Below are 24,347 nucleotides of genomic sequence, written 5' to 3' on the forward strand. Positions count from 1 at the left end.
GTTCCTCAACGACGAGTGATACCCAGCGCCGCGGTCGCGGTGCTGGCGAAGGTCTGGCCAAGGCGCGAGCCGGCGTCGGCCACGGCGGCCACGGCGCGCTCGATGGTCGGGCCGCCGGCGATCGCGGCGATCTTGGCGGCATAGCGCGGGTCGGTGGCGTAGCCGGCGCGCTGCAAGCCACGGGCAAAGCCCTGCACATCGGTGCCGGCCTGCAGGGCCTGCTGGTAGCGCGGGCTGGTCTTCAGCAGGCGCACGTAGTCAGCGAAGCTTTCGGCCGGCGAGCTGTAGGCACGGAAGCTGGCGGTTTCGTTGCGGCGCACGCCATCCACGTATTCGTGGGTGCCGGCTTCAACGCGCTGGCCGCTCCAGCCGGTGGCCTTGATGCCGAACAGGTTGTGCGAGGTGCTGCCGTCGGACTGGCGGATGTGGCGCTTGCCCCAACCGGTTTCCAATGCGGCCTGGGCAACCAGCGCACGGGCATCCACGCCCAGTTCCCTGGCCGCGCTCTGCGCGTGCTGCCAGATGCTGGCGACGAAACCTTCCGGCGTGTGCGCGCCCAGCTGGGCCACGGCGGTGCGGGTGGCCAGCGCATCGGCCGGGCTGATGGCCGTGCCGCGATTGCTGGCCGTCGCCGACCACTGGTCGTTGTTGGCGGACCAGTCCTGGCCCTGCAGGTTGCCGATGTATGGATCTTCGGTGCCCAGCGAGCGGTGCAGGCTGCTGCTTTCGCGACCGGCGATCAGGTCCAGCGCCTGCTCCATCGGTGCCAGCGCTGCCTGTGCGCCGTGCTGTGCGCCGGCCGCCATCTGCTGCAGCATGCGCACGGCCTGGCTGCCATCTTCCAGCGGCAGCGAGGGTGCGGGCTTGGCCGGCGCGTTGAGCTGGTAGGCGCGGCTGGCCTTGGCCGGGTCCACGCGGGTATCCAGCGCGGGGCCTTCGGCGGCCTGGCCGGACAGCTGGCGGGTGATCATGCCGGACAGGCCGAGCCCCTTGCCGCGGGTCATCGCCTCGGCAATCTTCTGGTCGTACATGTCGCGGAACATCTTGTTCTCGCCGGGAAACAGCGAGTCGCCGAAGCTGGCATCGCGCATGCTCTTGACCAGCATCTGTGCGAACTGGCCTTCCAGCTGGCGCGCGACCTTGTCGATCTTGGCCGGGTCGTTCTGCTGCGCCGGGTGCAGGTCGAATGCGGGATTGATGCGCATGTCAGATCACCTCGAGCTCGGCACTCAATGCGCCAGCCTGCTTCAGGGCTTCCAGGATCGCGATCAGGTCGCCCGGTGCCGCGCCCACGGCGTTCACCGCGTGCACGATCTCGTCCAGGGTGGTGCCGCCGCTGAACTTGAACATGCGGCTGCCGTCGTTGGTGGCGGTGATGGTCGACTGCGGGCTGGCCACGGTGCGGCCGCCGGACAGGGCATTGGGCTGGCTGACATTGGTGTTCTCCTGGATCGTCACCGTCAGCGAGCCATGCGCGATCGCCGCCGGGCCGACCCGCACCTGCTGGCCGATGACCACGGTGCCGGTACGCGAATTGACCACCACCTTGGCCGGGGCGCTGCCCGGGGTCAGCTCCAGGTTCTCGATGCGCGCCAGCAGGCCGATGCGCGCGCCCGGATCGGTCGGCGCAGTCACCGCCACGGTCACGCCGTCAACCGCACGCGCAGCCCCTTCGCCGAACGCGTTGTTGAGCGCGGCGACCATGCGCGAGACCGTGGTGAAATCGTTGTTGTGCAGGTTCAGGGTGATGTCGCCGCCATTGGCGAGTGGATCGGGCAGGGCACGTTCAACCGTGGCGCCATTGGGAATGCGGCCGACGCTGGGCACGTTCACCGAGACGCGCGAGCCATCCTTGCCCTGTGCACCAAAGCCGCCGACGATCAGGTTGCCCTGCGCGATGGCATAGATCTGGCCGTCGGCGCCGCGCAGCGGGGCCATCAGCAGCGAACCACCACGCAGGGACACTGCGTTGCCGATCGAGGACACGGTGATGTCGATCGGCTGGCCCGGCTTGGCGAACGGCGGCAGCTCGGCATGGATCGCGACGGCCGCCACGTTCTTCAGCTGGGGATTGACGTTCGCCGGCACGTTCACGCCCAGCTCGCCGAGCAGGTTCTTCAGGCTCTGCACGGTGAAGGGTGCCTGGCTGGTGCGGTCGCCGCTGCCGTCCAGGCCGACCACCAGGCCGTAGCCCACCAGGGCATTGCCACGCACGCCGCCGACCTGGGCCAGGTCCTTGATGCGCTCGGCGCTGGCCGGTGCTGCCACGGCCAGCAGCATCAACGCGAGGAACGATGCCACGCGGCGCTGCCAGGAAGAAGAAAGGAGGATTTTCATGGCCATACTCAGAACGGCGTCAGGCCGGAGTTGAAGAAGCGGCTCAGCCAGCCCATCGCGTTGGACTGCGCGACCGGGCCGCGGCCGCCGTAGACGATGCGGGCTTCGGCCACGCGGCTGGAAGGAATGGTGTTGTCCTGGCTGATGTCACCCGGGCGCACGATGCCCTGCACCTGCACCAGTTCATCGCCCTGGTTCAGCCGCAGGTTCTTCTGCCCCTGTACCACCAGGTTGCCGTTGGGCAGGCGCTGGATCACCGTGACCGTGACACTGCCCTGCAGGCGGTTGCTCTGCGCGCTGTTGCCCTTGCCGGTGAAGTCACGCTTGCCCGCCGCCGTGGCACTGAGGATGTCCTTGCCGCCCAGGGTGACCGGTGCGCCGAGGATGGACGGGGTGCCCAGACTCAGGTTGGATTCCTTGTTGGTGGCGGTGTTGGCACTGGTCTGCGCGGTGGTGTTTTCCAGCAGGGTGATGGTCAGCAGGTCGCCGACATCGCGTGCGCGGCGGTCCGAGTACAGCTGCAGGGTCGGGCCGGCGGCGTAGATCGCACCGGCGGTCGGCGCGGCCTGCGGCGGCATGATCGGCTGGATCGGCGCCATCGCCGCGTAGGGGCGCACGTCGCCGGCGATCACGCAGCCACCGAGCAGGGCGACCACGGTGCAGGCGAGGGCAGTGCGGAGGAGTCTGGAAAGGGGCGACATGGCGGTTTCCCGGTTGGGCCGGTCAGATCTTGTTGTTGAGGTAGCCGAGCATGGAGTCGGTGGTGGAGATCGCCTTGGCATTCATTTCGTAGGCGCGCTGTGTTTCGATCATCGACACCAGCTCTTCGACCACATTGACGTTGCTGCCTTCCAGCGCGCCCTGCACCACGGTGCCGAGGCCGTTCAGGCCGGGGTTGCCGTTCTGTGCCGGGCCCGATGCCGTGGTTTCCAGGAACAGGTTCTCGCCGCGTGCCTGCAGGCCGGCCGGATTGACGAAGTCGGTCAGGGTCAGCGCGCCCACTTCCACCGAGGCGGCGTTGTCAGCCATCTTCACGCTGATGGTGCCGTCGCTGCCGATGGTCACCGACTGCGCGCCCTCGGGAATCTGGATGCCCGGCTGCACCGGGTAGCCGCTGTTGGTGACCAGCTCGCTGTCCTGGTTGATCTTGAACGAGCCATCTCGGGTATAGGCCGAGCTGCCATCGGGCATCTGCACTTCGAAGAAGCCGCGGCCGTTGACCATCACGTCCAGCGCGCGGCCGGTCTGCTGCTGGCTACCCTGTTCGAAATTCTTGGCGGTGGCGACCACGCGCACACCGGTACCCAGCTGCAGGCCGGTCGGCAGCTGGGTCTGCGCCGACGAAGAGCCGCCGGGCTGGCGTACCTGCTGGTACAGCAGGTCCTCGAAGCTGGCACGGTCCTGCTTGAAGCCGGTGGTGTTGGTGTTGGCGAGGTTGTTGGAAACCACCGACATGCGCATCTGCTGCGCATCCAGTCCGGTTTTCGCGATCCACAATGCCTGGTTCATCTTCGGTGTCCTGTCTGGGTGAAGCCGGCCGCGCGATGCGGCCCTTGGTAACGGGTGTGCAAGCGGTGTGCCAGCGCCGCGCCCGGGCGGCGCCGGAATTCCGTCAGCTGCCCAGGCGCAGCAGGCTGTTGGCACTGCGCGCGTTGTCGTCGCCGTGCTTGATCACCTGCACCTGCATTTCGTACTGGCGCTGCAGCTGGATCATCTGCACCAGTGCGCCGGCGGCGTCGACGTTGCTGCCTTCCAGCTGGCCGCTGTGCACGGCGGTGCCCTGCGCCGGGGCGAACGGCTGGCGCGGGTCGGTGTTGCGGAACAGGCCATCCAGGCCACGCTCGAGGCGCTCGTCCGGCGCCTGCACCACCTTGATCCGGCCGATCTGCGCCATCGTCTGCGGGCCTTCACCCTGCGGGATGATCGAGATCGTGCCGTCGCCGCCGATCTCCATCGCCTGGTACGGCGGGATGGCGATCGGGTTGTTGTTGTCATCCAGTACCGGGCGGCCGCCGGAGGTCACCAGCTGGCCGTTCGGGGTCACCGACAAGGCCGCGCCGCGCGTGTACGCTTCGCTGCCATCGCTGGACTGCACCGCCAGCCAGGTGCCGCTCTGCAGCGCCAGATCCAGCGGCTTGCCGGTGATGTGCTGCGCGCCGGGCCGGCGGTTGAAGCCGGCGTCGACGTGCAGCGCATCCACCCGCGAGGCAAAGCCCGGGCCCTTGATCGGGAAGGCTTCGGTGTTGGCCAGCGCTTCCTTGAAGCCAGGGGTGTCCGAGTTGGCGAGGTTGTGGCTGAGCGTTCCCTGCGCCTGCAGGGAGGCGCGGGCACCGGTCATCGCCACGTAAAGGGCTTTATCCATGCGGGGAGTTCCGTGACAGGGTCAGCAGCTCATCAACGGATGTTGATGACGGTCTGGGTGATCTGGTCCTGCGTGGTGATCATCTGCGCGTTGGCCTGGAAGTTGCGCTGCGCGGTGATCATGTTGACCAGCTGCTCGGTGAGATCGACGGTGGACGCTTCCAGCGAGCCGGCCTGGATCTTGCCGAGGTTGGAGGTGTCCGGCATGCCGGTGCGCGGCGTGCCCGATTCGAAGGTCTCCACCCACAGGTTGTTGCCCTTCGATTCCAGGCCCTGCGTGTTGTTGAAGGTGGTCAGTGCGACCTGGCCCAGCGGCTTGTCGTCGCCGTTGGAATAGCGCGCGTAGACCACGCCGGATTCGGACACGGTCACTTCGTTGAGCTTGCCGGCGGCATAGCCGTCCTGCTGGGTGTTGCGCAGCGCGAACTTCTCGCCGTACTGGTTCGAGCCGCTGATATCCAGCGTCATGTTCAACTGGCCGGCACCGGTGGTCGGGGTGAAGGTGCCGAGGCTGACCTTGCCGTTGGCCGGTGCGACCAGCTTGCCGCTGTTGTCGAAGGTGACCGGGGTCGGTGCACCGGCCGGCTGGCCATCGACATAGTTGCGCACGGTCCATTCGTTGGGGTTGGCGCCCTTCACGAAGTACGAGACCTGGATGTGGCTCACGCCCAGTGAGTCGTACACGGTGATGCCACCGCTGGAGTGGTTGTAGCTGTTCGAATCGGCCGGGTCGAAGGTCGCCACCGTCGGCTGCTTGGCGTTGGCCGGCAGGGTGAAGCCAACCTTCACTTCGCTGGTCTGCTTCGGCGGGCTGTCGGTGGTCAGCAGCTGCAGGTCGACCAGGCGGCCGGCATCGAAGTTGGTGCCATCGGCATTCGGTGCGAACACCTGCAGGCGTGCACCCTGCGGATTGACCACGTAACCGGCCGAGTCGGTCTGGAAGTTGCCGGCACGCGAGTACACGCGCGAACCATTCATGTTCATGGTGAAGAAGCCTTCACCGGAAATGGCCATGTCCAGGCTGCGCCCGGTCTGCTCGTTGTTGCCCTGGATGAACTGCTGGGCGACGTTGGAAACGCGCACGCCCGAGCCGGTCTGGTTCTTCGACAGGCCGTAGCTGGTCGAAGCGAACAGGTCGGCGAACTCCGCGCGCGACTGCTTGAAGCCGGTGGTGTTGACGTTGGCGACGTTGTTGGCGGTGACACTCAGGTCGGTGTTGGCGGCATTGATGCCGGACAGCGAGACATTGAAGCCCATGGGATGCTCCTGGTTGATGCGGAATGTGCGGCTCAGCTGACGCGGAGCACGTAGTCGATCGGGGCCGTGCCCAGGCCCTTGAGGTTCAGGTACAGGCCGTCGGAACCGACGGTCACGCTCTCCACCGGCGCCTGTACGTAGGTGGACAGCTTGGTGCTCTTGCCGGCGGTGTCGACATGGTTGGCGACGACGGAGTACTTGCCCGGCTCCATGCGCTTGCCATTGGCATCCTTGCCGTCCCACTGGAAGGCGGTTTCGCCGGCGGCCTTGGCTTCCACGCTCAGCGAGGTGACCTTGGCGCCGTTGGCATCGGTGATATCCACGGTGATGATGCCGGCCGACGGTGCGGCCACCGTGCCTTCGACATTGCCTTCCTTCTCCAGTACCAGCTTTTCCGACGGCACCAGCACCTGGTGGCCAACCAGCGCCGCGCCACGCAGCACCTGGTCGCTGGCCATCGATTCCTGGAAGCCCTTCACCGTCTTGTTCAGATCGGTGATGCCCTGCACGGTGGACATCTGCGCCATCTGCGCGACCATCTGCGTGTTGTCCATCGGCTTCAGCGGATCCTGGTGCTGCAGCTGCTCGGTCATCAGGCGCAGGAAGTCGGCCTGGTCGAGCGTGTTCTTCTTTTTCGTGGCGTTGCTGTTGGGGGCGTTCAGGCCCAGCGCGGAATAGACGTCCTGGCTGGTCTGGTTGTTGACGGCGGTGGTCATGGCGGTATCCGGTGCTGCGGGCCTCAGCGGCCCATGGTCAGGGTGGCCAGGGCCAGTTCCTTGGCGGTAGTCAACATCTCCACGCCGGCCTGGTAATTGCGCGAGGTCGAGATCAGGTTGACCATCTGCGCCACCGGATCGACGTCGGGCTGGTAGATGTAGCCATCGGCGTCGGCCAGCGGGTGGCCCGGCTCGTAGCGCTTGATCGGCGCGGCCTCGCTCTGGGTGATCTCCTTCACCTTCACCGAGGTGATGTTCGGATCGCTCTTGCTGGTGACCGCCTGGAAGATCGGTTCCAGCGGCTTGTACACGGCGTCGGCGGAACCGGCGACGGTGTCGGCGTTGGAGAGGTTGGAGGCGATGGTGCTCATGCGCACCGACTGCGCCTGTAGCGCGGAGCCGGCGATATCGAAGATCGGCAGGTTGCTCATGGCTTACTGCCCCGTGATCGCGGTCAGCATGGAACGCACCTTGCTCTCGACGAAGCTGAGCGAGGCGCGGTATTCCAGTGCGGCGCGGCCATAGGCGGCACGCTCGGCATCGGGGTCGACGGTGTTGCCGTCCAGGCTGGGCTGCACGCCTTCGCGCGCGATCTGGAACGGGTTCAGGCCACTACTGATTTCGTAGTGCTGCTCATGGGTGGTGGCCATCAGGCCATTGGCATCCTGCCCCTGGGCGTGGCGCAGGGCGGCATCGAAGTCCAGGTCCTGGGCCTTGTAGCCGGGAGTGTCGGCATTGCCGAGGTTGCTGGCGATCAGCTTCATCCGCTGTTCGCGCAACGGCATGGCCTGGGCGTGGACGCCCAGGTAGTCGGTAATCAGGTTGCGCACGGTGCACTCCCACGGGAACGTTGCCCGGGAAGCTGCAAGGGGTGTGCCAAAGGCGTGGGGTCAGATCCCCGCAGGGGCTCTGACCCCGTGGTTGACGCGTTGCGATGCGGGGTCGGAGCCCGTTCCGGGATCCGACCCCTCGGCGGGCCTTACGCCGCCAGCGCGACCTTGCGCAGGCGGTCCAGCACGAAATCGGCCAGCTCGTGCGGCGAGTACTTGGCGACGAAGGCGTTGGCACCCACGCGCTCGACCATGGCGTTGTTGAAGACACCCGACAGCGAGGTGTGCAGCAGCACGTACAGGCCTGCCAGGCCGGGGTGGCGCCGGATTTCCGTCGTCAGCGTGTAGCCATCCATGGCCGGCATCTCGATGTCCGAGATGACCATGGCATAGCGCTCGGCCGGGTTTTCGCCCGAGGCGTGGACCTGCAGCAGGTGGTCCAGGGCCTGCTTGCCGTCGGAAAGCAGGGTGGCACCCACGCCCAGCTGGTCCAGCACGCTGCGGATCTGCTGGCGGGCCACGCGCGAGTCGTCCACCACCAGCACCTGCAGCTGCGGGCCGTCGGCGGGCATGGCCATCGCCGGGTCGAGTACCGCTTCACCGCGCACCTGGGCGATATCGGCCAGCACGCTCTCAACGTCGATCACCTGGATCAGCTCACCCTGGAAGCGGGTCACCGCGGTCAGGTAGCTCGACTCGGCGCCCAGTTCCGGCGGCGGGTGGATGTCTTCCACCGCGATGTTGACGATGCGTTCGACGCCGCTGACCAGGAAGCCCTGGATCGAGCGGTTGAATTCGGTGACGACCAGGTAGCCCGGCGAGGTATCCGCATCGGGCTCGCGCTCGGGGTGGCCGATCGCCAGGCCGAGGTCCAGCACTGGTACCGAGCGGCCACGCACGTCGGCCACGCCGGAAAACTGGCTGGGCAGGCCGGGTACCTGGAACAGCTCCGGGCGCCGCAGGACTTCCTGCACCTTGAAGACGTTGACGCCAAAAAGCTGACGTCCGCCGAGACGGAACAGCAGCAGCGCCAGGCGGTTGTGGCCGGCCAGTCGGGTCCGCTGGTCGATCCGGTTGAGCAGGTCATGGGACATGGCTGCTGTATCGGCGTGGTGGGTACGGAACTTGAGCGCTTTTGCAGCGTCGAGCCATGCTCGACTCTACAAAAGGCGGCCCCGTCGATCTGGCACACCCCTTGCACGCACCTGGGCCAGATCCTTTCGACAGGAGGCGCCATGCGCCGGGTCACATCCCTATTCGCCATCGCGCTCGCCGTGGCCGCGCCGTGGGCGACCGCTGCGGACTGGCAGCCGGTGGCCAGCATCCGCACCGCGGCGCTGTCGACACTGCCGGCCGGCAGTGAAGGCGAGGCGCAGGTGGCCGATGCGCTGCGCCTGCCGAAATGCGGCGGCGCGTTGCAGGTGCAGCCCACCGCCAACACCACGGTGGAGGTCAGCTGTCCCGATGCGGGCGGCTGGCGCCTGTTCGTGCCGGTGAAGGTGCGGCGCAACCAGACCGTGCTGGTGCTCAACCGCGGAATCGGCACTGGAGAAACCCTCACTGCCGCCGATATCACCACTGCCCAGCGTGACGCTGCCCGGATTGCCGGCGCGGTGCTGTCCGATCCCAATGCAGCGATCGGCCGCATCGCCCGCCGTCCGTTGCAGGCCGGAGCCCTGCTGTCGAACAACGATCTGGTGGTCCAGCGTCTCATCAAGCGAGGAGACAATGTGGCCCTGGTGTCGCGCCGCGGCTCGGTCGAGGTCCGCATTGCCGGCCGTGCGATGGGTGATGCGGGTGAGAACGAACGGGTTTCGGTCGAGAACCTGTCCTCGCGGCGGATCGTGCAGGGCACGGTCGATGCCGCAGGTGACGTAATCGTGGCGCGTTGAATTACCGCAAAATATCCCTAAAGATCACGGCCCTGCGGCCGTTATCCCTTGTGAACGGCAACTCCAGGATACCCCATGAGCCAGAAAATCGACGGCAACCTGCAGGTCCCCCAGGCACTGCGCAGCGTGACGACCCCGGCCAACAAGCCCGGCGTCAGCACCGATGCGGCGGCGCGCCCGGTCGAGGCGGCCGACAGCCTGCGCCTGACCGGCGAGGCCACCAATCTGCAGGCCATCGAGCGTGAGCTGACCACCGCCCCGGCGATCGACGCCCAGCGCGTGGCGGCCGTGCGCGAGTCGCTGCAGAACGGCACCTACAAGATCAATCCGGACGCGATCGCATCGCGCATGCTCGATCTGGACCAGCAGCTGCACGGATGACTGCGGCGATGAGCGAGCCGCTGCAGCGTCTCGCCCAGGCCCTGGACGTTGAGCGCCAGGCCCTGGTCGAGCACGACGTGCACGCCCTGATCCGGGCCACTGGCGCCAAGCTGGAAGCGCTGCGTGCGCTGGAAGGCGCGCCACCGGTGGGTGAGGGCGAACAGCTGCAGGAACTGGCCGAGCGCAACCGCGCCAACGGCGTGCTGCTGTCGCGCCGCCGCCGCGAGGTGAACTGGGCGCTGCGCCAGCTCGGCCGCACCGAAGACGCCTCGGCCTACGATGCCAAGGGCCAGTCGCACACGGTCAGCATCGGCCGGCCACTCGCCGTCGCCTGACGCGACGGCGGTCGCACAACACCTCCCGGCGGGCTGAAGCCCGCTGCATGACCGCGTATATTGGGCGCCTGTTCGAACGCCCCGAGTCGCCGTGTCCGCTGCCAACGCCCTGGTTACCGCCCCCCTTCCGCCGCAGCCGGTGCTGCAGGCCCTGCTTGAGCGCCTGCGCGAAGGCCTGCTGCTGTTCACCGATGACGGGCAGGTGGCCCTGGCCAATCCGGCCGCACAGAACCTGCTGGCCAGTGGCGAGGACGGCGGATTGCCGCCGCCGCAGCGGCTGCGCGAACTGCTGCCCCCCGATGCACTGGAACAGGCCCGCCAGCACGGCCACTGGAATGGCAGCCTGCCGCTGGGCGAGGGCGTGGTCATCGCCCACCTGTACCACCATGGTCCGGTCGGCGAAGGGCATTTCCTTGCGCTGTTCCGCCACATCGAAGGGCAGGAAGACTACGAGCGCGAACTGCAGCAGCGCCACGCCGAATTGCGCCAGGCCTACCTGCGCCTCAATGGCACCCAGGAAAAGCTGCTGCAGTCCGAGAAAATGGCCTCGATCGGCCAGCTGGCCGCCGGCGTCGCGCACGAGATCAACAACCCGATCGGTTACGTGCACTCCAACCTGGGCAGCCTGCAGGAGTACCTGCGCAGCCTGTTCACCGTGATCGAAGCCTACGAGCGCGCCCTGCGCGCGCCGGACCCGAAGGCATTGATTCCGGAAATCGACGACATCCGTGACCGCCTGGACATCGATTTCATCAGCCGCGACCTGCCGCAGCTGATGGCGGAATCGCGCGAAGGCATCGAGCGTGTCACCCGCATCGTGCGTGACCTGAAGGACTTCTCGTATTCCGGCCGCGACGAATCGTGGAAGCTGGTCGACCTGCACGCGGGCCTGGAATCGACCATCAACATCATCTGGAACGAGCTCAAGTACAAGGTCACCCTGGTGCGCGAGTTTGGCCAGTTGCCGCTGGTGGAGTGCCTGCCGTCGGAGTTGAACCAGGTCTACATGAATCTGCTGCTCAACGCCGGCCATGCCATCGCCGAGCGCGGCACGATCACCGTGCGCACCGGCGTCGATGGCGATCACGTGTGGGTTGAATTCGAAGACACCGGCGGCGGCATCTCGCCGGAACTGCGCCAGCGCATCTTCGACCCGTTCTTCACCACCAAGCCGGTGGGCAGCGGCACCGGCCTGGGCCTGTCGATCTCCTACAGCATCATCAACAAGCACCACGGCCGCATCGACCTGGACAGCACCCCGGGCGTGGGCTCGCGCTTCCGCGTGGTGCTGCCGGTGAAGCAGCCGCGCTGACCGCACCTGGTAGTGCCGGCCGCTGGCCGGCAACCTCATCCAACCCGACACCCCAGAGCAGCCGGCCAGCGGCCGGCTCTACCGGAGGGGATCATCACCGCAGCGGCCGATCCTCGCCACCATCCGCGGTTTCCACCGGCGCCGGCCCGGCATTGCTGCGGCGCTGTTCCTCGTAGGTGCGGAACGCCTGGTGGATGTGCTTGCGCAGCTCGTCGTCGTTCCACGGCTTGGTCAGGAAGCGGTAGATCGCGCCGCGGTTGATCGCGTCGGTCACCGTGTTCAGATCGGTATAGCCCGACAGCACCAGGCGGATCGTGTCCGGGTACAGCATCTTCACCCGGCCCAGGAACTCGGTACCGCTCATGTCGCTCATTCGCTGGTCGGACAGGATCACCTGCACGTCGTTGATCGCCAGCAGGTCGAACGCATCGCGTACGTTGCCGGCCGCCAGGATCCGGTAGCCGTCGCGGCGGAACAGGCGCACCAGCGAGCGCAGCACGTTTTCCTCATCGTCCAGCAGCAGCAGCGTACGGTCCGGGCGCGTCTCGGCGAAGGCCTCCGGACGCAGGTAGCGGCGGCGCAGGGTCATGCCGGCGGCATCGGCCGACATCGGTTCGCCGAACAGGTAGCCCTGGAACACATCGCAGTCGTTGCGGCGCAGGAAACCCAGCTGGGCCTGCGATTCCACGCCGTTGGCGATCACGGTCATGCCCAGCTGGTGGCCCATGGCGATGATCGCGCGGGCGATGGCCGCCTCGCGGTTGCCGGCCGGCGCGCTCTTGATGAAGCTGCGGTCGATCTTCAGCTTGTCCACCGGGTAGCGCACCAGCGCGCTGAGGCTGGAGTCGCCGGTGCCGAAGTTGTCCAGGCTCAGGCTGATGCCTTCGTTGCGCAGGTTGGCCAGCGTTTCATGGACGAAATTGACGTTGTTGGTCAACGCACTCTCGTTGATTTCCAGCGTCAGCATCTGCGCAGGTACGCCCGCCGCCTGCAGCAGGGACATCACCTCGGCGAAGAAGTTCGGCCGCAGCAGCTGCAGGGTGGATACGTTCACCGCGATGGTGAAGTCATCGAAGCCCTGGTCGCGCCACAACCGCGCCTGCTTCAACGCGCCTTCCAGCACCCAGGTGCCGATCTGCACGATGATGCCCAGCCGCTCGGCGGTGCGCATGAAGCGCTCCGGAACCAGCATGCCCAGGGTCGGCGACTGCCAGCGCAGCAGCGCTTCCATGCCCACCACGTGGCCGTCGCGGGCGCTCACCAGCGGCTGGTAGCGCAGTTTCAGCTCGCCATTGGGAATGGCATCAACAATCTGGCGCGCGATGATGCTCTCGCTGTGTGCGCTCGGCGGGGTGTCCACCGCATGGATGCGCACGGCATTGCCGCCTTCGCGGGCGGCCTGGTACAGCGCATCCTCGGCATGGTCGAGCAGGCGCGACGTGCTGCTGGCATGCTCCGGGCACAGGCTTACGCCCAGCTTGCCGGTCATGAACAGCGTGTACGGCAGCACTGACAACGGCAGCTCCATCTGCTGGCGGATCTCTTCGGCGAAATCTTCCGGCAGCGGCAGATCCGCAGTGCGCGGCACCGCGATCAGGAATTCGTCGCTGCCATGCCGCCACAGCTTGCCGCGCCCGCGCAGGTAGGACTGCAGGCGCTGCGCCACCAGTACCAGCGCCTGGTCGCCCACTTCGGCACTCATGTTCTCGTTGACCGATGCGAAGTGGTCGATGTCCACGTGCATCAGCATCAGTGAGATGCCGCCGGAGGCCGCCTCGGCAACCATCGCCTGCAGCTCGGGGTTGCCGGCGCCAAGGCGGTCGGGGGCATCATCGATGCTGACCGGGGGCAGGTTGGGATTCCACATAGGCTCAGTATTCCGGTGAATCGACGGCAGCCATGCTGGCCGCCTGGTAGGGGAGGTGGACGTCGATCAGGGTGCCTTCGCCATGCGCGGATTCGATCCGCACGTGGCCACCGACGCTCTGTGCGCGCTCGCGCATCACGATCAGGCCCAGGCCGCGCGGGCCGTCCGGATCGAAGCCCTCGCCATCATCGCGGATCCGCAGGTGCAGGCCGCGCTGGCCGACGTCGCGCAGTTGCAGCAGTACCTGGCTGGCGCGTGCATGGCGCAGCGCATTGGTCAGGCTTTCCTGCGCGATGCGGAAGCAGGCTTGTTCGATGCTGTTGTCGGGGCGATGTGGCAACGGCTCGATCTCGGCCAGCAGCTCCACCGGCGAAGAGCGGAACAGCACACGCGCCTGCCAGCTCAGCGCTGCCTCCAGGCCCAGTGCATCCAGCTGCGGCGGGCGCAGCAGGGTGGAGATGTCGCGCAGTTTGGCCACGGTGGTGTCGGCCAGGCTGACGATCTGCGCCAGATCCTCGCCACGGCGCTTCGGATCGTCCTCATCCTGCGCCGCATGCGCCGACAGCTTGATCGCGGTGATGGCCTGGCCGATGTCATCGTGCAGGTCGCGCGAGATCGCACGACGCTCGTCCTCCTGCAGCGAGAACAGCCGCCCGGCCATCGCCTGCAGTTCGCGGTTGCTGGTTTCCAGCGCGCTGCGGGTGCGTTCGGAATCGCTCAGGTCGCGCACGATCAGCAGCTTGCAGTCGCGGCCGCCGTAGCGCACTTCGCCCACCGCCAGGCCGGCATGGAAGCTGCGGCCGTCGCCACGCTGCATGGCCACCACGCTGCTGTGGCCGGGCCCCAGGTGGGGTTGGCCGGCACGCAGCTGGCTGCGCACCCGCGGCAGGTCGGCGGCAGCGACCAGGGCCGACAGCGGCTCACCCAGCAGGGTGTGGCTGCCGTAGCCGAACAGGCCGGCGGCCCAGGCGTTGGCGTACAGCACATGCTCGTCGGAGAGGATCACCACACCGTCGGGCAGTACCCGCACCAGCTCGCGGAACTGTTCCTCGCGCTCGCGCAGCAGGCGCCGCGACTGCTCGCGCTCGGTCACGTCCTGCAGCGTGCCCAGCACACGGTTGCGGCCGGCTTCGTCGATACCGCTGGCCGCCCGCAGGTGCACCATCAATGCCCGGCCGTCCATCGACAGCAGCGGTAGCAGCACGTCCACCTGTACCGGCTCGCCGCAGCACAGTTCGGCCAGCAGCTGTTCGGTCTGGGTGGCCGTGGCCGGGTCGGCCGGCACCAGCAGCTCGTCGAAGCGGTGCCAACGGCGGGCCTCGGGCGGGCGGCGGCCGAGCAGGCGATAGACCTGGTTGGAGTAGCGGCCCAGCCCGGTGGACGGGTCCAGCTCCCAGGCGCCGATGCGGGCCAGCTCATGGGCTTCCTCCACCCGGGCCAGCGCCTGGTCGCGGCGCAGCTGGGCCAGGTCCTCGGCGGTGCGGTCGATGGCGATCAGCAGGCGGGCGTTGTGGCCGTCGTAGCTGATCGCGTTGGAGCGCAGTTCCATCTGCCGCAGCGAGCCATCGCGCAGCTGCAACTGGGCGCGCAGGATGCACAGCTCTTCCGGCGCCTCACGGATCGCTTCCAGCTTGGTCTGCAGCGCCTGGTCCTGGCCAGGCGGCCACAGGGCGTCGATGGTCTGTTCCAGCAGCTCGTCGCGGTCCCAGCCGAAGGCACTGCAGGCGGCAGGGTTGGCATCGAGGATCGCCAGCGTGTCCAGGTCGTAGACCAGGATCGGGCCGGGGTTACCCTCGAACATCTGCCGCAGGCGCAGCTCGGAGGCCTGCTGGCGTGCATGGGTATGCAGCACGTGTTCGGCCAGCGGACGCAGCAGCAGGTACAGCAGGCCCGCGCTGGCCAGTGCGAAGAACGAACCCTTCAGGCCCTGCCACAGGGCCGCCTGCTGCGGGTCCGGCACCAGCGCCTGCACCACGCTGTCGGTGGAGATCATCCAGGCCAGCGCCATTGCCAGGTAGCTCAGCACCACCCGGCGCCGGTCGCGGCTCAGCGCCTGCGCCATCCGCGGGTCGGGAACTGGGGCATTGCCGGTCGGTTCTGCGGGCATGGACGGGGCGGGTGAAAGGGGCGTCGGTCATCTTACCCCGCAGCGTGCCGTGACCACTCAATTATCCGCCGCAGGCGCCGTTAACCACTGCGTGCCCCGCTGACGGGCGTGTCATCCGGAGCAAGATCGCGTGGACCAAGGGATCATCGCCAGCCTGCTGCAGCACCCGCTTGCGTCGGCGCTGGTCATCGTCGACCGTACCGGGCGCCCACTGGCGGCCAACCCGGCTGCGCGCGAGCATGGCCTGCCAGCCACCGTGGCTGCCTATGCGCCGATGCTGGAAGATCTGCGCCTGATGGCGGCCGATGGCGGCATCGTGGCCTGCACGCTGCCGGGTGGCCCGCGTGGACACTACGACGGTCACCTGCGCGCCGTGCACGACGGCGCCGGCAATCTGCTGGCGTTCACCCTGAGCATTCCCGAGCCGGTGCCGGTCGACGGTGGTGGGCGCTGGGAACTGGCACTGGACAGCGCCGGCCACAGCCTGTGGGACTGGGACATCCCCAGTGACCGCGTGGCGCGCACGCCGGCGCTGGGCGACGAGACCGCCACCGAAATGCTGTCGCGGGTGCACAGCGAGGACATCGCCCAGGTGCGTGCCGCGCTGGACGAGCACCTGCGTGGGCGCAGCGAGCAGTACAGTGCGCAGTTCCGCTTCCGCCAGGCCGACGGGCAGTGGCGTTGGGTGTTGGATCGCGGCCGTGTGGTTGCGCGCACCGCCGATGGCCAGCCATTGCGCATGGTCGGTACACATACCGATATCGAGCAGCAGAAGCAGCTCGAATCGCTGCTGCAGGAACAGCAGCTGCACCTGAGCGAGGCCCAGCGCATCGCCAGCATGGGCAGCTGGTCGTTCGACCCCAACAGCGGCCACTTCTGGTGGTCGCCGGAGCTGCGCTCGCTGCTGGCGCTGGAGCAGGGCGCCGTGCCCGGCCAGCGACGCTGGCTGAAGCAGCTGCACCCGCGTTCCCGAGGAGTGCTGCGCGCGGCATGGCGGCGCCTGTGGCGTGACGGCCGGGCCGCCAATCTCGAGCTGGAGCTGACCCGCGGCCATGAACCTTCGCAGCATCTGCGCCTGTGGATGCAGCCGCTGCTGGACATGGACGGGCAGCCCAAACGCCTGCTCGGCCAGGTGCAGAACATCACCGAGCAGCACCAGACCGACGCGTTGATCCGCTGGCGCACCGAGCTGCTCAACCGAGTTTCCGCGCTGGGCCGCATCGGCGGCTGCGAGATCGAGGTACAGACCCGGCACATGCAGTGGACCGAGGAGTGCTATCGCATCCATGGCCTGCGCAAGGAGCCGATCACCCTCGATCAGGCGATGGCGCTGTATACCGAAGACTCGCGCGATGCGTTCGAGGCGGCGCTGGTCCGCATCGCCGGCGGCGGCCTGCCCGAGCAGCTGGACCTGTGCTTCTACCGCCAGTCCGGCCTGCGTGTCTGGGTGCAGGTGCTGATCGAGCTGGATCGTCGTGATGGCCTGCCGCCGCGCTTCGTGGTGCTGTTCCGTGACATCACCCGCGAGCGCGAGGCCAACGAGCGCATCGAGCTGCTGGCCCACTACGACCTGCTGACCGGCCTGCCCAATCGTGTGCTGCTCGGCGAACAGACCGCCGAAGCCATCGAGGAAGCGCGCGACCGTGGTACCTCGCTGGCGATGCTGTTCATCGACCTGGACGGCTTCAAGACCATCAACGACAGCTTCGGTCACGCCACCGGCGATGCGCTGCTGAAGGCCGCCGCTACCCGCCTGCACCAGAACCTGCGCAACAACGACCTGTTCGGCCGCTTCAGTGGCGACGAGTTCATCGTGGTGCTGCGCGACCTGGCCGAGCCGGAAGACGCTGGGCATGTCGCCCGCAAGCTGATTGCCTCGCTGGCCGAGCCGCTGCGCCGTGGCGAGACCACGTTGAAGGTCGGCGCCAGTGTCGGCATCGCGATGCTGGGCGATGCCCAGACCGACTTCGATTCACTGCTGCGTGCCGCCGACGCCGCCATGTACGCGGCCAAGGAAGCAGGACGCAACACCTACCAGTACTACAGCCAGGACGCATTGGCCCGCATCCAGCGCAAGCTGGAGCTGGAGCACGCGCTGCATGGCGCGATCGAGCGTGAAGAGTTCAGCCTGGCCTACCAGCCGCTGCTGCACGCGCACCAGGGCGAACCGCCGGCGATCGAAGCCCTGCTGCGCTGGCACCGGCCCGGCATCGGCTACTGCAGCCCGGCCGAGTTCATACCGATTGCCGAGAAGTGCGGTGAGATCGTGCGCATCGGCGACTGGGTGCTGAATGAAGCCTGCCGCCAGGCGACCGCGTGGGACCGCGCTGGACTGCGCTTCGACCGCATCGCCGTCAATGTATCGGCGGTGCAGCTGCGTGATCGTGGCTTCGCCGAACGCGTGATCGAGATCTGCCATGCCCATGGCTGGCCGCCGCAGCGGTTGGAGCTGGAGCTGACCGAGTCGGCATTGATCCGTGACACCGACATCCTGCGCCATTGCTTCGATGTGCTGGAACGGCACGGCGTGCCGCTGGCGGTGGACGACTTCGGTACCGGCTTCTCGAACCTCAATTACCTCAATCGATTCCCGGTGGGGCGCCTGAAGATCGACCGCAGTTTCGTGCAGGGCATGCTGCATGACTCAGGCACGGCCGAAGTCACCCAGGCCATCGTGCACCTGGGCCACGCGCTGGGCATGAAGGTGGTGGCCGAGGGTGTGGAAACGCACCAGGAAGAAGACATGCTGCGCCGGCAGGGTTGTGACGAGATCCAGGGCTACCTGTATTCACGCCCGCTCAGCCCGCGTGACCTGGCGCAATGGCTGCGGCAGCAGCACCCGGCACCGGTGCGCACCGACGCCAGCAGCGAAGCCGTACTGGTGCGCTGACAGCCGGACGCTGGTGTAGCCCGGCTCTGGTGGGTGCCGATTTTGGTGGGTGCCGACCGTTGGTCGGCACGGATGCCCGCGCTCGCGATCATCCACGCATGGCGTGGATCTACTTCGGAAACTCCGCCTTCAACTGCATGCGCAGCGCCTCGACGATGGCCGCGTAGCGTCGCTTCTGGACCAGATAGCTGGCCAGGAACAGCGGCAGCACCAGCAGCATGGGCGCCACCATCGGGCGCATCGCTACCAGCGGCAACAGCAGCAGTGACAGGATCGCCACGAACCAGCTGCACAGGCCGATCACCCGCACCTCGTGCCGTCGCGCGTTGAGTACGATGCGACCGCGCATCACCGGGAAGTAGCGCAGGCCGAAGCTCGGCGCGAAGCTCTCGCGGAATGCCATGCTGCCGTCGGGGAGCGCATGGAAGGCCAGGTGCAGCCATTTGTCCTGCGGCAGGTCACGTTCCAGGCTGCCCAGCGAGAGCCGGGCCTGCATGGCCGGTGACGCCGAGATGCGCTCATTGAACAGGGTGATGCCCCAGCTGAAATAGCCGGCCACCCAAGCCATCAGAAGGACGGTCTCGATCAGCAGCACTGCGATCAGGGCGATGGCCATCGGTCTTCCATGAGCGGGACCGGGGCATCATGCCACAACGATTTCGCCACCCCGGTAGATCCACGCCATGCGCGGATGTTGCGGCGAGGGCCAGACGTCACACCGGCGGATGAAAGCCATCCACGCATGGCGTGGATCTACCGGTTCATCAACGCAATGCCTGCAATGGAATAGCTGGCGATCAGCAGCCCGAACACGTACGCTGCCACGATGATCAGCCAATACGTCACCGGTTCGATCTCCCGCCATGCATCAATGGTGCCGGCGCGGTGGTGGCTTAGATGGACATGCCCGGTATTGATCGCACTTGCCGCCATCCAGGCGCACAGAAAGGCCATCAGCATGAAGAACAGGCTGCCGAACAGGAACGCGACAGGTCGATGCCGGGGCGGCCGCAAGGTGGCGTAGGCGGGACGCCAGGTGAAGGTGACCGCGATGAGCACCATCGCAGCAAATCCCAGCCAGGTCATGAACGTGGTGCTCATGCGACGACACTCCGTGTCCAGCCGTAGGGGGCGTGGGTGGATCATGCCATGGGTGTGGAACGGGTGGCGGTGAACGCCATCCACGCGTGGCGTGGATCTACTTCAGCGCTTCCCCATCCAACCCCAGGTCCCACGCCAGTCCCAGCAGCGCCTCATCCGCCCGCGACGGGCCAGGCCGCGCATCCGCCAGCTGCTGCAGCTCACGGATCTCCTCGCGTGCCACCTCTTCCAGCTGCTGCAGCTGCTCACGCACGCTCGCGTTGCGCGGGCGGTCGGTGTCGGCGAGGGAGGGCAGGGCACGGATCAGGGTCATGGTGCGCGTACAGGATGCATCCAACGGCAGGCTACAGGCAAAGGCCCCGGACGAACCGGGGCCTTGCGGGCTGCCGGCAACGGCAGCGGACATCAGGATCAGAACAGCTCGACCGTGCCAGCGCCCATGGTCTGCTGGGCGACCGGCTTGTGCGGCGGGCGCTCCCACTCACTGCGCAGTTCGCGCAGGCGGCTGCCGGTGCGCTGCAGGGCGGTGGCGATCTCTTCGTCGAACACGCCGCCATTGCGGTGCAGCAGTTCCTGCAGGGCCACCGCTTCGCGGTTGATCGCAGTCAGGCGGTCCAGGTGGGTGTGCACGCCGCCCAGCGCCTGGGTGGCAATGTCTTCGAACTGCAGGGCGCGCACGGCTTCGGCCACGCTGCCGTCGATCGAACGGGCGCACTCGGAGACTTCGCGCATGCCGTCGCCCAGCGAGGCATTGATCTGCGCGACGTTGTCGAGCATTGCCGCTGCTTCCTGGCGCGCTTCGCGGGAGCGGTCCATGTCACGCGAGGCCATGTGCGAGACCGTCTCGCGCACCTTGGCGATGGCGTCCTTGGAGCTGTGCGCCAGCTTGCGGATCTGCTCGTTGAAGGTGGTCGAGCGCTCGGACAGGTTGCGCACTTCGTCGGCGACAACCGCGAAGCCACGACCGGCTTCACCGGCACGCGCAGCTTCAATGGCAGCGTTCAGGGCCAGCAGGTTGGTCTGGTCGGCAATCGACTTGACGTCTTCCAGCAGCGCGAAGATGCCATCCAGGTGCTGCGCCATCTGGTCGATGTGCTGCACGGTGGTGCTGCTCTGGCCGCTCACCTGTTCCAGCGCTTCCACCAGCTGTTCCATGCGGTGGCTGGCGTGCTGGGCGAAACGGGCAACGTCGAGGCCGGCATTGCCTTCATCACCGGCGCGGTCGACGATGCGCGACAGGGCCTGGCTCTGCTGGCGCGACTTGCGGTTCATCGCATCGAAGCTGCCGCCCAGGCTGGACACGGCCTGGCGGATCAGGTCACGGGCGCGTTCCACTTCGCCGCGCGAGCCGTCGATTTCGTTGCCGACGAAGCTGCGCAGCTCGGTCAGCAGCTGGTCCTGCTCACGCAGGACACGGGCATGTTCCGGGGAGCGATGCGCCTGGGCGCGGGTGGTCCACCACGCAAAGCCGAGCCAGCTCAGCGTCATCGTGGTCAGGATCGCCCAGCGCAGGGCGGCCGGCCATTCGAAACCGATGGCGAAGGGGAGCAGCAGGGTCAGAGCCAGGGGGGCGGCCAGACGGATGAAAATGCGTGAGTACATGGACGTTCTCGGGAGGTGCACGGAGGATGTATCGGCCGTACCCCCTTTCTCTTTAACGTCGATGTGCCTCGAAGTGCATTCTGAATGCGCCGGTTTTCCGGCGCTGCCGGGCAACTCGGGGTCAAGCGGGGTCGGATCCCTTTTCCACGGGAAAAGGGCTCTGACCCCATGGCCTCACGCCAGCTGGCGGTCCACGGCCTCGATCATCGCCTTGCGGCTGAACAGGAAGTCCCAGTAGCTGCCGCCCAGCTGGCGCCACAGCACCGCCGAACGTACCGCGGCCAGCAGCAGGGCGCGGATCTCGGCGACCACGCCGGCCTGGCCCAGGTAGTGCGGGTTGCCCTGCACCATCACCCGCGGCTTCAGGTGGCTGATGGTGTCGGCATACAGGCCGCCCAGGTTGGCCAGTACGTCCGGGTGGCCACTGTCACCCAGCTCGACGGCCTGGCGCTGGGCGCGCTCGATGCCCGAGGCGACCTTGTTCACGGTCGCCCCGTCCTGCACGAAGCGGCGCTCCAGCTGCAGCACCGACAGGGCCAGCTTGGGCAGGATCGGGTCCTGGCCCTGGCTGCGGAAGTAGTTGTGCAGCAGGCGCAGCCCAGCCTTCAGTGCATGGCGGTCACCGAACACCTCCTGCGGCGAGGACGCATCGACGCGGAACACGCTGTCCACGGCGGTGCGCACGGCGGCGGCGTCGGAATGGCCGGTATCGGCGATACGGCGCACCTGCTGCAGGGCCTGGGCAATGCCGGCCAAGGCCAGGACGCGGTCGTCGACAGTGAAACTCATGCAGCGATTACCTCAAAAGGGGAAGGGGTGGTGCGCAGGCGCTGTTCCAGCGGCGCATCGGTGGCGGCGATCACCGCGCCGCCCAGGCACACATCACCGTCATACAGCACCAGCGATTGACCAGGGGTAACGGCGCGCTGCGGGCGCGCAAAGGTGACCAGCACGCTGCCATCGTCCAGCACCTCGACCGTACACGGCTCGTCGGGCTGGCGGTAGCGGGTCTGGGCGGTGCATTCGAAGCGCCGTGCCGGCGGTGAGCCGGCGATCCAGTGCGCGGTTTCCGAACGCAGGCGGTCGGACAGCATCCATGGGCTGTCGCGGTCCTGGTCCACGTACAGCACGTTGCTGGCCACATCCTTGCCGACCACGTACCACGGCGCGGCGGGGCGGCCACGCACGCCGCCGATGTTCAGGCCCTCGCGCTGGCCCAGAGTGAAATAGAACACGCCCGGATGCTCGGCAATCACGCTGCCGTCGGCCGGGTCGAGGATCTGGCCGGTCTTGGCCGGCAGGTAGCGGCCGAGGAACTCGCGGAAATCCCGCTCGCCGATGAAACAGATGCCGGTGGAATCCTTCTTGGCGTGGGTCGGCAGGCCGACGTCGCGCGCGATCCGGCGGAGGTCGCTCTTTTCCAGGTCGCCGATCGGGAACAGGGTGGCTGCCAGCTGTTCCTGGCCCAGCTGGTGCAGGAAGTAGCTCTGGTCCTTGGAGCGGTCGGCGCCGCGCAGCAGCAGCCACTGGTGGCCGCGCTGGGTCACCCGCGCATAGTGGCCGGTGGCGATGCGCTCGGCGCCCAGCTCGCGGGCGGCATCCAGGAAGTGCTTGAACTTCACTTCGCGGTTGCACAGCACGTCCGGGTTCGGGGTGCGCCCGGCCGCATACTCGGCCAGGAAGTGCTCGAACACGCCCTGCCAGTATTCGCTGGAGAAGTCGCGGAAGTGGAACGGAATGCCCAGCAGGCCGCAGACGGCTACCGCATCGCGGCGGTCATCCTCGGCGCGGCAGTCACCGCTGCCGTCGTCGGCCCAGTTCTGCATGAACAGGCCGGCCACGGCCTCGCCCTGCTGTACCAGGCGCCAGGCGGCGACCGAGGAATCGACGCCACCGGAGACGCCCACCATTACACGCGGAGTGCTCATGCGACCTCCCGGACCAGCGAAAGCGGATGGCGCTGGCCACCCAGGTAATCGGCCACCACCTGCCAGACCAGCGGGCTGCGCTGGCGCTCGCCGGCGGCCTGCAGCTCGGCCGGGGTCAGCCACAGCGCGCGGTCGATGCCAGTGTCCAGCGGCTGCGCCGGGTCATGCGAGACCGGGCGCGCCGCATAGCAGAAGCGCAGGAAGGTAGTGCCGTCGCCGGCGGTCCACTGGTAGCCGCCGATGAAATGGGTCAGCTGCACGGTCCAGCCGGTTTCCTCGCGGGTCTCGCGCAGGGCCGCCTCGGCCAGGCTTTCGCCCGGCTCGAGGTGGCCGGCCGGCTGGTTCAGCACCTGGCGGCCGTCGATGGTCTCCTCGACCAGCAGCACGCGGCCGCCGTCGATCACCACCGTGGCCACGGTGGCGTGCGGTGCCCAGCGCGGGTCCGGCGTGGCGTTCAACTCAGAACTCGTCCTTCTTGGTCAGTTCCAGCTCCATCGCGTCGGCGGTGCGGATGGCCGCATCGATGGCGTCGCTGAGCTGGTCGGCGGTGGCATCGGCGTCGATCTTCACCACGAACATGGCGGTGGTGTCCTGCTTTACCCAGCCGCCCATCTTGGCGTCCTGCGAATCTTCCAGCAGGCGGTTGGCCACGGCCACCGGGAACTGCTTGGTCTTGGTGCTGTAGGCCGGCGACCAGATCTCGCGGATGTTGTGGCTGCCGAAATCTTCCACCGCCGAGCGCACGTAGACCATCTGGGTGCGATCACCCTCGACGTCGAAGACCATGCGGTAGTCGCCATCCTCGTCGACTTCGTAGGTGTAGCCCAGCTTGTCCAGGTGGCGGGCCACGGACTTGTCGGCACTGGTCGCGGCGGCGGCAGAGCCGGCAGCGGCCAGGGCGATCAGCAGGGCGGAGAGAAGGGTCCTTTTCATGAAGATCCTGTGAAGCAACGTTGAAAGAAGGTGCAATTGTGACGGTGGGCGTGCGTGCCGTCCAATCTGCGGCGGGCCGACGCAGGCCCGGCGCTGCCTCTATAATGGGTGGATGCCCCATGAGTCCTCCCCCGATTCCCAGCACGAGCACGGCGTTGCCGTGGAGCCCGCGCGCCCGGAAGTGGCGCCGCCGCCGTTCTACCAGGTGATGCTGCTCAACGACGACTACACCCCGATGGATTTCGTGGTGGATGTGCTGCAGCAGTTCTTCAGCATGGACCTGGACAAGGCCACGCAGGTGATGCTGCACGTCCATACCCGCGGCCGCGGCGTCTGCGGGGTGTTCACCCGCGAAGTGGCCGAGACCAAGGTCGCCCAGGTCAACGAATACTCGCGGATGAACCAGCACCCGCTGCTGTGCACGATGGAAAAGGCCTGACCTGCTGCCGGTTCTCGTCCGGGCGTATCGGCACCGGCCGGGCGTGCCCACCAGGGTGG

General features: G+C 67.4%; 26 protein-coding genes. 6 read left to right on the plus strand and 20 right to left on the minus strand.

Annotated elements, in window-relative coordinates; translation table 11 throughout:
- Positions 1–5 precede the first annotated feature (5 nt).
- From flgJ to ACZK1G_RS10705, 10 genes are all read right to left on the minus strand, one after another.
- Complete coding sequence (flgJ, locus tag ACZK1G_RS10660; RefSeq protein ID WP_049442734.1) at positions 6–1,205, minus strand: flagellar assembly peptidoglycan hydrolase FlgJ; 1,200 nt, start codon at positions 1,203–1,205, stop codon at positions 6–8.
- A 1-nt stretch (position 1,206) separates the two neighbouring features.
- The gene (locus ACZK1G_RS10665; RefSeq protein WP_101765415.1) at positions 1,207–2,343 is read right to left on the minus strand and encodes a flagellar basal body P-ring protein FlgI; all 1,137 of its coding nucleotides are present in this window, start codon (positions 2,341–2,343) and stop codon (positions 1,207–1,209) included.
- A 2-nt stretch (positions 2,344–2,345) separates the two neighbouring features.
- On the minus strand, positions 2,346–3,038 hold the full coding sequence (gene flgH, locus ACZK1G_RS10670; RefSeq protein WP_049442732.1) for a flagellar basal body L-ring protein FlgH: 693 nt from the start codon (positions 3,036–3,038) through the stop codon (positions 2,346–2,348).
- Positions 3,039–3,060: 22 nt separating this feature from the next.
- Positions 3,061–3,846 (minus strand): flagellar basal-body rod protein FlgG, encoded by a 786-nt coding sequence (flgG, locus tag ACZK1G_RS10675; protein WP_101765416.1) that lies wholly within the window; start codon positions 3,844–3,846, stop codon positions 3,061–3,063.
- Between the two features lie 103 nt (positions 3,847–3,949).
- Entirely contained in the window at positions 3,950–4,699 is a 750-nt protein-coding gene (locus ACZK1G_RS10680) for a flagellar basal body rod protein FlgF (RefSeq protein ID WP_101765417.1), read from the minus strand.
- Between the two features lie 32 nt (positions 4,700–4,731).
- Entirely contained in the window at positions 4,732–5,955 is a 1,224-nt protein-coding gene (gene flgE / locus ACZK1G_RS10685) for a flagellar hook protein FlgE (RefSeq protein ID WP_478448360.1), read from the minus strand.
- A 32-nt stretch (positions 5,956–5,987) separates the two neighbouring features.
- Complete coding sequence (locus tag ACZK1G_RS10690; protein ID WP_014037129.1) at positions 5,988–6,671, minus strand: flagellar hook assembly protein FlgD; 684 nt, start codon at positions 6,669–6,671, stop codon at positions 5,988–5,990.
- Between the two features lie 23 nt (positions 6,672–6,694).
- Positions 6,695–7,102 carry a flagellar basal body rod protein FlgC gene (flgC, locus tag ACZK1G_RS10695; protein ID WP_049442729.1) on the minus strand — a complete coding sequence of 136 codons (408 nt, stop codon included), beginning with the start codon at positions 7,100–7,102 and terminating at the stop codon, positions 6,695–6,697.
- Positions 7,103–7,105: 3 nt separating this feature from the next.
- Entirely contained in the window at positions 7,106–7,501 is a 396-nt protein-coding gene (gene flgB, locus ACZK1G_RS10700) for a flagellar basal body rod protein FlgB (RefSeq protein ID WP_005409576.1), read from the minus strand.
- 149 nt (positions 7,502–7,650) lie between these two features.
- A complete protein-coding gene (locus ACZK1G_RS10705) occupies positions 7,651–8,595 on the minus strand; it encodes a chemotaxis protein (protein ID WP_014037130.1) in 945 nt (314 codons plus the stop codon).
- Positions 8,596–8,736: 141 nt separating this feature from the next.
- Here ACZK1G_RS10705 and flgA point away from each other — a divergent pair, with 141 nt between their 5' ends.
- From flgA to ACZK1G_RS10725, 4 genes are all read left to right on the plus strand, one after another.
- The gene (flgA, locus tag ACZK1G_RS10710) at positions 8,737–9,393 is read left to right on the plus strand and encodes a flagellar basal body P-ring formation chaperone FlgA (protein WP_049442728.1); all 657 of its coding nucleotides are present in this window, start codon (positions 8,737–8,739) and stop codon (positions 9,391–9,393) included.
- Positions 9,394–9,468: 75 nt separating this feature from the next.
- On the plus strand, positions 9,469–9,774 hold the full coding sequence (gene flgM, locus ACZK1G_RS10715; protein WP_005409579.1) for a flagellar biosynthesis anti-sigma factor FlgM: 306 nt from the start codon (positions 9,469–9,471) through the stop codon (positions 9,772–9,774).
- The gene (locus ACZK1G_RS10720) at positions 9,771–10,109 is read left to right on the plus strand and encodes a FlgN family protein (RefSeq protein ID WP_014037132.1); all 339 of its coding nucleotides are present in this window, start codon (positions 9,771–9,773) and stop codon (positions 10,107–10,109) included. The genes flgM and ACZK1G_RS10720 overlap by 4 nt, the downstream gene beginning before the upstream one ends.
- A 91-nt stretch (positions 10,110–10,200) precedes the next feature.
- On the plus strand, positions 10,201–11,421 hold the full coding sequence (locus ACZK1G_RS10725; RefSeq protein WP_014037133.1) for an ATP-binding protein: 1,221 nt from the start codon (positions 10,201–10,203) through the stop codon (positions 11,419–11,421).
- 94 nt (positions 11,422–11,515) lie between these two features.
- On the opposite strand, the gene ACZK1G_RS10730 is transcribed toward ACZK1G_RS10725, so the two are convergent.
- The gene (locus tag ACZK1G_RS10730) at positions 11,516–13,288 is read right to left on the minus strand and encodes an EAL domain-containing protein (RefSeq protein WP_101765419.1); all 1,773 of its coding nucleotides are present in this window, start codon (positions 13,286–13,288) and stop codon (positions 11,516–11,518) included.
- A gap of 4 nt (positions 13,289–13,292) precedes the next feature.
- Positions 13,293–15,395, minus strand: a complete 2,103-nt coding sequence (locus tag ACZK1G_RS10735; protein ID WP_101765420.1) for a sensor histidine kinase — start codon at positions 15,393–15,395, stop codon at positions 13,293–13,295.
- 130 nt (positions 15,396–15,525) lie between these two features.
- Here ACZK1G_RS10735 and ACZK1G_RS10740 point away from each other — a divergent pair, with 130 nt between their 5' ends.
- Positions 15,526–18,285, plus strand: coding sequence for a bifunctional diguanylate cyclase/phosphodiesterase (locus tag ACZK1G_RS10740; RefSeq protein WP_101765421.1), 2,760 nt, complete (start codon positions 15,526–15,528; stop codon positions 18,283–18,285).
- 109 nt (positions 18,286–18,394) lie between these two features.
- Here ACZK1G_RS10740 and ACZK1G_RS10745 read toward each other — a convergent pair whose 3' ends face one another.
- The 8 genes from ACZK1G_RS10745 to ACZK1G_RS10780 form a co-directional block, all read right to left on the minus strand.
- Positions 18,395–18,901 carry a hypothetical protein gene (locus ACZK1G_RS10745; RefSeq protein ID WP_101765422.1) on the minus strand — a complete coding sequence of 169 codons (507 nt, stop codon included), beginning with the start codon at positions 18,899–18,901 and terminating at the stop codon, positions 18,395–18,397.
- 137 nt (positions 18,902–19,038) lie between these two features.
- Entirely contained in the window at positions 19,039–19,386 is a 348-nt protein-coding gene (locus ACZK1G_RS10750) for a hypothetical protein (RefSeq protein ID WP_101765423.1), read from the minus strand.
- Between the two features lie 97 nt (positions 19,387–19,483).
- Complete coding sequence (locus tag ACZK1G_RS10755; RefSeq protein ID WP_014037139.1) at positions 19,484–19,699, minus strand: hypothetical protein; 216 nt, start codon at positions 19,697–19,699, stop codon at positions 19,484–19,486.
- A gap of 98 nt (positions 19,700–19,797) precedes the next feature.
- Complete coding sequence (locus ACZK1G_RS10760) at positions 19,798–20,988, minus strand: methyl-accepting chemotaxis protein (protein WP_049445390.1); 1,191 nt, start codon at positions 20,986–20,988, stop codon at positions 19,798–19,800.
- Between the two features lie 174 nt (positions 20,989–21,162).
- The gene (gene hflD, locus ACZK1G_RS10765; RefSeq protein WP_032127363.1) at positions 21,163–21,777 is read right to left on the minus strand and encodes a high frequency lysogenization protein HflD; all 615 of its coding nucleotides are present in this window, start codon (positions 21,775–21,777) and stop codon (positions 21,163–21,165) included.
- A complete protein-coding gene (mnmA, locus tag ACZK1G_RS10770; RefSeq protein WP_049445387.1) occupies positions 21,774–22,916 on the minus strand; it encodes a tRNA 2-thiouridine(34) synthase MnmA in 1,143 nt (380 codons plus the stop codon). The genes hflD and mnmA overlap by 4 nt, the downstream gene beginning before the upstream one ends.
- On the minus strand, positions 22,913–23,374 hold the full coding sequence (locus ACZK1G_RS10775) for an NUDIX hydrolase (protein WP_101765424.1): 462 nt from the start codon (positions 23,372–23,374) through the stop codon (positions 22,913–22,915). Before ACZK1G_RS10775 ends, mnmA begins: the two co-directional genes overlap by 4 nt.
- 1 nt (position 23,375) lies before the next feature.
- Complete coding sequence (locus ACZK1G_RS10780; RefSeq protein ID WP_049445381.1) at positions 23,376–23,849, minus strand: hypothetical protein; 474 nt, start codon at positions 23,847–23,849, stop codon at positions 23,376–23,378.
- Positions 23,850–23,961: 112 nt separating this feature from the next.
- On the opposite strand from ACZK1G_RS10780, the gene clpS reads away from it, so the two are divergent.
- Positions 23,962–24,288: an ATP-dependent Clp protease adapter ClpS gene (gene clpS, locus ACZK1G_RS10785; RefSeq protein ID WP_005416477.1), complete on the plus strand. Its 327-nt coding sequence runs from the start codon at positions 23,962–23,964 to the stop codon at positions 24,286–24,288.
- Positions 24,289–24,347: the final 59 nt, after the last annotated feature.

The sequence above is a fragment of the Stenotrophomonas sp. 109824_Sma genome (genome assembly GCF_056480025.1).

Excerpts from the sequence above, each read along its gene's own strand:
- ACZK1G_RS10750 (WP_101765423.1), bottom strand. The coding sequence starts at position 19,386 with ATGAGCACCACGTTCATGACCTGGCTGGGATTTGCTGCGATGGTGCTC.
- mnmA (WP_049445387.1), bottom strand. The coding sequence starts at position 22,916 with ATGAGCACTCCGCGTGTAATGGTGGGCGTCTCCGGTGGCGTCGATTCC.
- flgM (WP_005409579.1), top strand. The coding sequence starts at position 9,469 with ATGAGCCAGAAAATCGACGGCAACCTGCAGGTCCCCCAGGCACTGCGC.
- hflD (WP_032127363.1), bottom strand. The coding sequence starts at position 21,777 with ATGAGTTTCACTGTCGACGACCGCGTCCTGGCCTTGGCCGGCATTGCC.
- flgC (WP_049442729.1), bottom strand. The coding sequence starts at position 7,102 with ATGAGCAACCTGCCGATCTTCGATATCGCCGGCTCCGCGCTACAGGCG.
- ACZK1G_RS10690 (WP_014037129.1), bottom strand. The coding sequence starts at position 6,671 with ATGACCACCGCCGTCAACAACCAGACCAGCCAGGACGTCTATTCCGCG.
- ACZK1G_RS10745 (WP_101765422.1), bottom strand. The coding sequence starts at position 18,901 with ATGGCCATCGCCCTGATCGCAGTGCTGCTGATCGAGACCGTCCTTCTG.
- flgJ (WP_049442734.1), bottom strand. The coding sequence starts at position 1,205 with ATGCGCATCAATCCCGCATTCGACCTGCACCCGGCGCAGCAGAACGAC.
- ACZK1G_RS10720 (WP_014037132.1), top strand. The coding sequence starts at position 9,771 with ATGACTGCGGCGATGAGCGAGCCGCTGCAGCGTCTCGCCCAGGCCCTG.
- ACZK1G_RS10665 (WP_101765415.1), bottom strand. The coding sequence starts at position 2,343 with ATGGCCATGAAAATCCTCCTTTCTTCTTCCTGGCAGCGCCGCGTGGCA.
- ACZK1G_RS10730 (WP_101765419.1), bottom strand. The coding sequence starts at position 13,288 with ATGTGGAATCCCAACCTGCCCCCGGTCAGCATCGATGATGCCCCCGAC.
- clpS (WP_005416477.1), top strand. The coding sequence starts at position 23,962 with ATGCCCCATGAGTCCTCCCCCGATTCCCAGCACGAGCACGGCGTTGCC.
- flgA (WP_049442728.1), top strand. The coding sequence starts at position 8,737 with ATGCGCCGGGTCACATCCCTATTCGCCATCGCGCTCGCCGTGGCCGCG.
- flgG (WP_101765416.1), bottom strand. The coding sequence starts at position 3,846 with ATGAACCAGGCATTGTGGATCGCGAAAACCGGACTGGATGCGCAGCAG.
- ACZK1G_RS10755 (WP_014037139.1), bottom strand. The coding sequence starts at position 19,699 with ATGACCCTGATCCGTGCCCTGCCCTCCCTCGCCGACACCGACCGCCCG.
- flgH (WP_049442732.1), bottom strand. The coding sequence starts at position 3,038 with ATGTCGCCCCTTTCCAGACTCCTCCGCACTGCCCTCGCCTGCACCGTG.
- ACZK1G_RS10760 (WP_049445390.1), bottom strand. The coding sequence starts at position 20,988 with ATGTACTCACGCATTTTCATCCGTCTGGCCGCCCCCCTGGCTCTGACC.
- ACZK1G_RS10680 (WP_101765417.1), bottom strand. The coding sequence starts at position 4,699 with ATGGATAAAGCCCTTTACGTGGCGATGACCGGTGCCCGCGCCTCCCTG.
- ACZK1G_RS10735 (WP_101765420.1), bottom strand. The coding sequence starts at position 15,395 with ATGCCCGCAGAACCGACCGGCAATGCCCCAGTTCCCGACCCGCGGATG.
- flgE (WP_478448360.1), bottom strand. The coding sequence starts at position 5,955 with ATGGGCTTCAATGTCTCGCTGTCCGGCATCAATGCCGCCAACACCGAC.
- ACZK1G_RS10705 (WP_014037130.1), bottom strand. The coding sequence starts at position 8,595 with ATGTCCCATGACCTGCTCAACCGGATCGACCAGCGGACCCGACTGGCC.
- ACZK1G_RS10780 (WP_049445381.1), bottom strand. The coding sequence starts at position 23,849 with ATGAAAAGGACCCTTCTCTCCGCCCTGCTGATCGCCCTGGCCGCTGCC.